8 protein-coding genes and 1 pseudogene are annotated in these 9,243 nt (G+C 35.9%); 6 read left to right on the forward strand and 3 right to left on the reverse strand.

The genetic code is table 11. From position 1 onward, the window contains the following. Positions 1–126: 126 nt before the first annotated feature. Positions 127–327: a hypothetical protein gene (locus tag ACWGOO_RS19820; protein ID WP_452486219.1), complete on the reverse strand. Its 201-nt coding sequence runs from the start codon at positions 325–327 to the stop codon at positions 127–129. Between the two features lie 17 nt (positions 328–344). Next, complete coding sequence (locus tag ACWGOO_RS19825) at positions 345–1,064, reverse strand: hypothetical protein (RefSeq protein WP_452486221.1); 720 nt, start codon at positions 1,062–1,064, stop codon at positions 345–347. Between the two features lie 345 nt (positions 1,065–1,409). Here ACWGOO_RS19825 and ACWGOO_RS19830 point away from each other — a divergent pair, with 345 nt between their 5' ends. From ACWGOO_RS19830 to ACWGOO_RS19850, 5 genes are all read left to right on the forward strand, one after another. After that, positions 1,410–2,816, forward strand: coding sequence for a transcriptional regulator (locus ACWGOO_RS19830; RefSeq protein ID WP_452486223.1), 1,407 nt, complete (start codon positions 1,410–1,412; stop codon positions 2,814–2,816). 1,310 nt (positions 2,817–4,126) lie between these two features. Next, positions 4,127–5,632, forward strand: coding sequence for a DEAD/DEAH box helicase family protein (locus tag ACWGOO_RS19835; RefSeq protein ID WP_452486225.1), 1,506 nt, complete (start codon positions 4,127–4,129; stop codon positions 5,630–5,632). 605 nt (positions 5,633–6,237) lie between these two features. After that, a complete protein-coding gene (locus ACWGOO_RS19840) occupies positions 6,238–6,528 on the forward strand; it encodes a hypothetical protein (RefSeq protein ID WP_452486227.1) in 291 nt (96 codons plus the stop codon). Positions 6,529–6,641: 113 nt separating this feature from the next. Next, on the forward strand, positions 6,642–7,283 hold the full coding sequence (locus ACWGOO_RS19845) for a hypothetical protein (RefSeq protein ID WP_452486229.1): 642 nt from the start codon (positions 6,642–6,644) through the stop codon (positions 7,281–7,283). A gap of 486 nt (positions 7,284–7,769) precedes the next feature. Then, positions 7,770–7,985 (forward strand): DNA-binding protein, encoded by a 216-nt coding sequence (locus ACWGOO_RS19850; RefSeq protein ID WP_452486231.1) that lies wholly within the window; start codon positions 7,770–7,772, stop codon positions 7,983–7,985. 404 nt (positions 7,986–8,389) lie between these two features. Here the strand turns inward: ACWGOO_RS19850 and ACWGOO_RS19855 are convergent. Next, positions 8,390–8,542 (reverse strand): annotated as a pseudogene (locus ACWGOO_RS19855) (tyrosine-type recombinase/integrase); the annotation flags it as partial. Between the two features lie 300 nt (positions 8,543–8,842). Between ACWGOO_RS19855 and ACWGOO_RS19860 the strand changes: the two are divergent. Then, a complete protein-coding gene (locus tag ACWGOO_RS19860; RefSeq protein WP_452486232.1) occupies positions 8,843–9,106 on the forward strand; it encodes a hypothetical protein in 264 nt (87 codons plus the stop codon). The last annotated feature ends 137 nt before the right edge of the window (positions 9,107–9,243 follow it).

Here is a 9,243-nt window from a genome sequence, read left to right on the forward strand (position 1 = left end):
TTCCCCTTTTTTGTGTGTTATGACCAACTTCCGATATGCCAGCCCTGAACCTGAATACCACTTATACCAAATTGTTAGGATTGCTACTGGGAATCATTCGTCCTAAATCGAGGAAGTATAAATATATTACTCTCTTTTTTCATCATCTAATCGCCGACGAAATACCAAAGCCGAGACAGCAAATATAATAAAAGATAATGTTGAAGCAGCAGTAACCATCTTCAACACATTTCCTATTGGGGAGTTAAACAACAGAGCAACTGAGATGATTAAAACGGCACCAGTTATACCCATTCCCAAAATCGAGAACGCTAAAATCTTGTTCATCAAATCACCTCACAGGTTCACAGGTAATTGAAACAAGCTACTACTCCAGCGATACCAGCACCACCAAGAACTGCATATGCACCAATACATGCAGCACATATCGGAGCAGTCACTGGTGTCGGTGCTGCACACGAACCACCGCACGCAACCGCAATAATATAAGCCACCGTACCACCAACGCCAAGCACTGCTCCAAGACAACCTGCCACTTTGCCTACACTCTGCGGTTGAATTCTAGAGTTAACTGGCTTTTCTGCAAGCATTTTTTCATCTGTGATATAAGGTCTGTCAGTGTCCACGGATTTAACAACATTTCCATTCAAATACGTCTCAACTCGGAAGTTTCCTGCCTCATTCTTGCTCACCAACATTTCATTTGTCTGCAATACTTTATTATCCTCATTGAAGAATACTGTTACGTTACTAGGAAGGCTATAATCCCCATGCAAAGGAACTGTAACAACCGTAACTCCACCGCCAACCGTGTACACACTCGATTTTTCCAAATCAAAAGCAGTCACAGGGGCGATATTCTTAATTTCACCTTTTTCTACTCCATGTAGCGTTGCATCGATCAATTCCTTGGCTTCATTACCTGTAACTATAACAATATTTTGGCTGTTATCTGCTTTTGCTTTAACACTCAAATTCGGAGATAAACTTAAACAGAAAATAGATAAAATCAATAATACTGGCAAAAAGACCTTTTTCGCCTTTGATATAGTAAAACCTCCCATTTTTTAATATTTCGCCATAGATGCAGATTTCTATTTATGTAATCTATCAACTTATTTATCCATATTATAGCAGAAAAAACCCGGCAGCGTCAAGAAGTTTGTGTAAATGAAAATAAGGGGGTATTAGTCTGTGGTGTGAACATGGTCTGGAGTTCAGCTAATCAACAAATATTTGTAAACAATCCGAAAAGGTATCTAAAGTAAAAAACTGAAAGGTCTATAATCTTGTTCCAAAAGATGGTACAATCATGAGCAATAAAATGAATCTATCCTACTACTTGTTTCACAACTACATCATTTATTTAACTACGCATCATATGCTAAATGCTGAAAGGGTGGTTTACCGTGGAAAACGCACCTACGATTCGGGCAGAAATTAAAAAGTATCTGGAGCAGAAAGGCTTAAGCATGACCAAGTTTGGTTGTATCATTGATTTGAATGTAGGTACTGTCAGTGGCATTGTGACGGGCAATCGTTCTATTTCGATGCACCAATTAGATAGAATTACGATGGGCATGGGTTTACCTCCAGACCATTTTTACGAGCGTTATTTTGAAGAGTGTATTGAAGAATTTCGGCTCAGCTGGCGAAAAATCAGCCCATTTTTAAGTCGTTGTGTGGAGCTTACACGGTTGGATTGCTTAGAGCGAGTTGTAGGTATGCTGCTAGATCATCCATCGGCCTATATTACTTCCCTCTTTGAATTAGCTGAAAGTTCATTTCAAAAAGGACATCTGGACGGAGCCGCTTATCTTTATGAAAAAGTAGCCGAGAGCGAAAAGCAACAGCATTCGGAACGCTTGGCCATCTGTCAATATCGTATATTTGTGGCAAAACAAGGCGATGATCAAAAACGCAATCTCAATGCAGCTACAAAATTTGAGGATTTTGTCGAACGCCTAGATGAAATAGACCAGCTTGACGCATTGAAGGATTTGGCCAACGTGTATAGGTCTTTGCGTCTATGGGACAAGGTAGATGAAATGGCGAGAAAAATGAAGTTGAGAGCGGAAATTCAATATTCGATGAAACATCAACAGAAGAAGCAAGAGCGCAATGAGTCTAAAAAGAAGCCAAGCCGACCGCTATTTGCATATCTGGCCTTTTCTCAATTGCTATATGCAGGTGTATGTGAAGCACACGGCGACTACGAAACAGCATTAAGATACACCTATGCTTATGCCGATTTAAGTTGGGTAAAGGAAATGGATGGAGAAACACAAGATTGGAAAAAACGATTTCAGGAGTGGGCGCAAGCCAACATTTACGCGTATAAATTATTGTCTGGAGAAGTAAGTGTCCTCCCCGATTATTTATCTTACACTAGTTCGCATAAAAATGAGGTTCTACCTGCATTGATAAACATAATTGAGGCAGCCAACCGATATAATATTAATGTAGATGATATACTTGAGCAGTTTGAATCAGAAATTCAGTCTTTTCTGGAACAACAAAAAAGCGTAGGCGTGTACACTCGACAATTTGTTTCGGAGCGATGCACCCACTTTTTACAAGGATTAGCCGATTACTACTTTCGTAAAACAGCGTATCGTAATGGTTTTAAGCATTTAATCAACAGTTTGGAGATATCCTCTGCAATTAATAATAAGTCATGTATAATCAAGTGTGTCAAACTATTTGAACGCTATAGAAAAGAGGCATCTTCCGAAACAATAATTTCCTACCAAATTTTAATTGATGGGGTGAACGAAGATGAAAAGAAAATTACCGTTAATCCTTGTGGTCATTAGCTTAATGTTGGTGTTTGTTGTTTCAAGCCAATTTTCAGTGCAAGCGAATAAAACTATCACACCTCAAGAGACACATGGAGGGCTGTAATCATCCATATGGATAAAAATGTTTAAAGAAGGTTAGATGGGATTGTCCGTCTAGCCTTTTTAGTATGTAGGGAGAAGCTTGCTAAATATATTGTTGAGTTATGAAGAGTTCGAAGCAATTTTTAATGATGAAGATAAGTAGATTACATTTCAATATCAAGGGCATACAAGAAATTTGAGCTTGCTCATTTAACAATAAAATGGGAGTGAACTTATTTGCATAGTTAACATACCCGAATGAAGGGATATATGATTTGCATATACCTTGCTTCAAACGAAGGTGCGTCAAATAATATCCACCGTTACAAATCGTTGTGCTTGGGTAGGTGATCAGAGCGCCCGACAAAATCAATGAAAGATGTAGCAAAATCAATTGGAGAAAATGAATAGAGTAGGATCAATTAGACTGAGATAATAGCGACTCGAATTTTTCGCTTCCTTTATATATACATATTTCAGCGACTACGAATAAGCATGGCTGAAAAATAAATAAAAGGAAGGGGTTGGCTCTGGTGGAATATATGCTATACTGGAGCAGTGACAGAGAAATTAAACAATAAATTGAAAGGAGACGCAAAATGAAGCGGAAAATGAATCGAAGGTGAAGCGTCTGGGGAATGCTGGTTGAAGAATTACAAAGACAATACATATAACTTTGATTTTGCTTTAAAATTAGAAGTAATTGAATGAAGTACCAAGTAACACCCAGATTTAAGATGAGTAAATAGTTTGAGGTGGGCAACTTAATATTATTTGTTTGTCTTGATGAGATTTTTTTGGATAGACAGAAAAAGAGGAGGGAGTGTTACAGAGACACGACTTCTGGATTTTGGTGGAGTCTGTTTCGTTAAATAAAATTTATTTTGATCTTTGACAATCCAAATTATAGTACTTGCATAGGTGAGAGTGAATTGAGTTTAGATAATTTTATCGTTGTCGACGTTCACGCTCGGTTGCGTGAGTATTATTCAATTTGCTCGAAATTATAACAGGACTATAAGTCTGTTTAGGCGAATGAAATTGATTTTATGATGTGGAAATGTCAAGCTGGTTTGTCTAATCAAGATTTAAAGGTTATTTGTTGTATGCTTTTTTCGAGAAATAGATAAGAGTAACGGGAGTAATCTATATTTCTATAGGTGCGATGTCATTAGTTTGTGTAAGTTGTCTATTTATCTTCAATTGAAGGGATTTTTTTGTGCTGAACAGAAAGGAGATACTAATTGACACAATCAACAAAGAAAAGGATCACTGTTTCAGATGTACTAACTGAACATATCCACACATGGCAACGTGGAGATATCATTACTATTGAAGCTGGTACAGGCGTTGGTAAAAGTCACTTTATAAAAAATGGACTCTATCCCATAGCGAAGAAGGAGAGGTCTAGAATTCTTTTTTTCCTCAATCGAACTAGGCTAAATGAACAGTTTCAGGAGGAAATCAAACGTGATAGCAAGTCGGATGTAATCACAATTATCTTGTATCAAAAGTATGAATGGGAACTATTAAAAAATAGTGTGGTTGTCAAAGAGGATTATAAGTACGTAGTATGCGATGAGTTTCATTACTTTCTAACTGAGTCAAGATACAACAAAAACACAGAAGATTCATTTTATGCAATGATCAATGAAAAAAATAAGATACGGATTTGCATGTCTGCAACTGCTGACGCTATGATTGCTTTCTTTAAGTATAAAAATATAAAACACGAAAGTTATTCTATTCCTCATGATTACAGTCACATTAAGGAATTGATTTTTTATCAGAGCGACAAAGTGTTGGAAAAGTTTCTACATCAAATACCCAAGAATCATAAAGTAGTCTGCTTCACTAGGAGTGCAAAAAAGGCATTCAGGCTACATGATACATTTAAAAACTCCATGTTTGTATGTTCACCTTCTGGAACCGCTCCAGAGAAAATACACATGGACAAAGACAAAGTAACTAAGATGTTGATTGATGAAAAGTTTGATGAACAGTTTGTATTCAGCACATCCACCCTAGATAATGGAATCAATCTGAGAGACAAACAAATCAAATACATAGTTGCCGATATTATGGATGTAGACGTTTTGATACAATGCTTAGGTAGAAAGAGGATCATCGATAAATCAGACAAAGTTACTGTAATAATCAAAAATATATCAAAGAAGATGTTAAACAAATTAATTAGAGACTGTAACAGACAGATAGAACCAGCTCTTTACCTACAAGAGCATGGCACATCAAGTTATGTGGAAAAGTACAGGAAGCAGTCTAATCTGATTGTATATGATCGTCCAGTAAATAATGAAGTTGGATATGATAAAGCCATCAATGATTTAATGTTCTTCAAAGAAATCTATGATAAGCAGTTTTTTGAACAAGTGGTCAGTGAAGAAGACGGTTATATGAATTACATAAAATCGAAGCTCCAACAAGATACATATACAATATTAGATGATACATATGACAAGGCCGATATTACCGATTACTTAGATACAATTATAGGTAAACGTTTATACAAAGAGGAACAAGCAGAATTAATTAAAAAATTGAATTTACGTGATGGAAGAGGCAGGAGATTAAAGAGCTACAGGACAATTAATGAATATTTTAATGAAGATAATATGTCTTACAACATTAGAGGTAAAAATAGAGATCAAAGAAGAGTTTTAGAAAATGGGGATATCAATCCAAACTACAATAAAACTTTTTGGCTACTAGCAAAACATCAATGTTTATAAGTGTTTTTAACTTTCTTTGCAGCATTTTTGTGGAAAAACCCTATAGTATACAATTACGCTAATTTAAAAAAGGCAGTATTTATAAGTGTTTTTAATCATCTTTGCAACATTTTTGTGGAAAGTGCTTACAAACGAAGAAACTTTCTGATACATATAAAGGTAAGTTTCACAAATTAGGAGCATAGGGGTGAATTGCCGAAGGCAAGAGGGGAAACGGTGACAAGCAATACTACTATGTAGCGTAGCGGAATAGTTTTATTGCCACTGAGTTTCCCTTGCACTTAAAGCTTTTAAAGATCAAGGCCAAAAGACTCTCCGCAAGCGCTGCGCTATTGCTACGTCATCCAGTCACAAGTGACTGTCTGTAATTTGGATTCTTTTTATTGTTTACAGTTACATAAGCAGCAAAAAGATGTGGAAGCTGATTTTGATTCCTTGGCTTTGTTGTACATAAATTTATAGGGATTAGAGCGTCAAAATTAATTTGAGGACCATCTTTACGTTTTACATGTAGCCGCATAGACTTACCATAGAGATGGTTTGTAGATTAGGTGAAAACGAAGTAGCAGAATTACACCAATACATATACGAGGAGAAAATATGAGATGAATAAATTTAATGAGGCTTTTGATAATGCTGAAAAAGTGATTGAAAAGGGTGTCAATTTGATGTGCAGTTCTCATTTTAAGACAAAGAAGTGCCAGCAGATGATTAGGGAATATGTAGAGGAGGTCAAAAATACTATTCAGGCTATGACAAGAGCGCATATTAGTGATGTTAAAGAAATAACCGATGATACCACTAAAAGGCTAGATTCAATGCGTTCTAGCCTTGACATGGCTAGTTTAAAAATCAGCGAAATTGAGGGTGTTCATTCGCAAACCATTGTTCATTGAACAAAGTGGCTTGAAAAGGGGTGATGTGGATTGAACTAGTGTTGGATTCTCTTCACATGAAGTAAGCAGGAATTATATAAAATAATAATATACATACCAAGAAGAAATACATAATGAACACAATTAACTTGAGCAATATGAACACTGAGCAGCTAGTAGAACTATATAATAATACGTCTAAACTTATCTTTGCCGATAGCAAGGAATTAAAAGAGCAGTTTGTGCGAGATAGCAGTGACGAATGGAAGAAAATTGGCCAAGAGTATAAGCAGCGTAGACAGTTTCTACAAATCAGTCTCAGAAAACTTAGTGGGATGCTTGGATGCTCTGAATCTAAGCTGCGTAAATGGGAGAACGGTCAGCCTGTGCAAGCTGCTGGAATGCTTCAACACTCTTATGATATGGCTCTAGAACTCGAAATGATTGAACAAGGAAAACAAAATTATAGAAAAGAGATTTACGATGAAACAACTCTTTCTAATAAAGAAGTACGAGCATTTTACGATATTTTATGGAATTGGATTATTTCAGAGGACAGTACATATGACCTGTACAAATTCATTCAATTTGAAATGGACGGAGAAGATTCATACTCTCTCCTTGGCAATGATGAAAATGCTACTTTGTTTGCCAAACTATTAGATGATCATTTGGAAGAATATGAATGTCTAGATTTTTATAAAGAGGATTTCGAAAAATTGAAAAAGGAAGTAGAGAAAGAAGAGAAAAGATTAAAAATGAAAGGGATTATATAAGGGAGGACTTTTGCAATGAAAGGGGATGCGCTTGATTGACTAGCATGTTTGGATACAACAATCTATAGTATCTTTCTTTCTTATGTAAAGTTGATTGGATTGTAGCCGACTTCTTCTACCTGTTTTATATTCTTTAATGAGGTGGTTATTATGGAAGGTAAAAAATTTGTTCTTATGCTTTTACTTTTTTGCTTGTTCGGTATTATAGGACTAATCGCTTTAATGTATGGATTCCTCTGGTTAGTTTTCAACGGATAGTTTATAAAATTGGCATTTTACATCAGTTGATGTATTTAAAGAGTGACCAGCAGAATGAGCGTGTACATAGAAATTGCTTCACACAGGCGTAAATGTTGTTTTAAGAAGCATTAGAGTTAGGGAGTAGATAGGGATAGATAGCAAGTTAGAAAGGCTTAGAATTAAATTATAAGGTGTTTTAGCAGGTAGACAAATTAACAGAAATGAAAACGGAGGCACATAATACATATGGAAGAAGAAATGCTTAGAGCTTTAGAGTCATACCCACCACTTTTAGACGTAAATCACATTCAGGAAATACTAATGGTAGGTCAGGCAGTAGCCTACAACGAATTAAATTCTGGCAATTTCCCAGTGATGAAGGTAGGTAGACAGTTGAGAGTAGAAAAACCCCTTTTCGCAAAATACATAATCGAATCATCCACTTGTTGCGTGAATAAATGATGCATAAAAAAAGAACACACTAAGCAATCAATTTTGCCGAATGTGTTCTTTTTTTATTGTTGTAGTGGTCACACGCTGGTCACAGGACTTCAAATAATTGATAAAATCCAATGAGATTCGATATGACTAGATGAAAAGTAGTTAGCGAAAAACATTGATACGATAAGGTTTTTTGAGGTTTAATGAGACCAGATGAAAAGCTAATTGATATCTTGTCTACATCATATACCCAAATGGGATTGTTATCAAAAATTCCTTATGTATCTTAGCTTTTCTTGGTCTAAACGGCTACATTTTCGACTTTCTGGTCCCACTTTTGGTCACAGAATTTTTTCTTCAACTTCTAGTGGTTCATAAACTTCTTTTTTACTCAGTAAATTACTCAATCCTACTGCTGCATCTGACTACATATTTTTTAACAAATGGAAATAAGTATCCAAAGTTATAGTTACACTACGATGTCCCAATCTTTCGGAAACAACTTTTGGATGTATCCCAATGGACAGCATCAACGAAGTGGAGGTATGTCTAAGATCGTGAAATCGAATAGATGGTAGTATTAGTTCTTCTTCTTTCTTTTCAATATTTGTACAACAGACTAAACCGGCCTGGTAAAATAAAAGCGGTAGCTTCCACTGTTCAAAAAGATTGTTCCAAAGGAGTTGTTGTGATAACGTATACATATGAGACATGTCTTGTTCTCCTCTGCGTAGGGTCGTTGGTGGTATTTCTATTTTAACAGAGAGTCAAGTAGGTCTCTTTTTACATTTCATAGGACTGATTTTGAGCAAGTACAGTTCTTAATTTATATTTAAGTACAAAACGGAAGGGAGAAGAATGGAATGGTATCGAGTAGATTGATATCTAATTTAGCATCAAAGCAAAGTAAATGGAGTTATAACCAACGTATATGGTTAAGAGGTTCTAGTATTGGATGGATAAAGGGTTATTGTGACATCAAAGACAAGTATGCGATAGAAAGAATGTTGAATGGAAAATTAGTAGTGAAATTGTATTTATCCGAAAATATTATAGAATATAAGCCTTGGGATGAAGAGACGAAGAAACGAAACAAAGAGCGCATAGAGAAATTAAAAAGACAAAAGAGGTTAGAAGATTAATCTGAATTTTTGATGGCTGGTAGTGTGAAATGTGGGTCTGTCAATAATTTTGTGTAAGCTCTTTTAGGCATCGTTTCCCCCGAGGGGGAAGTTGTGATTTTAACGCAAGTGTTGACCGACCCGATCCGGAAAAAAGA

Source organism: Paenibacillus sp. NPDC055715 (assembly GCF_053617595.1).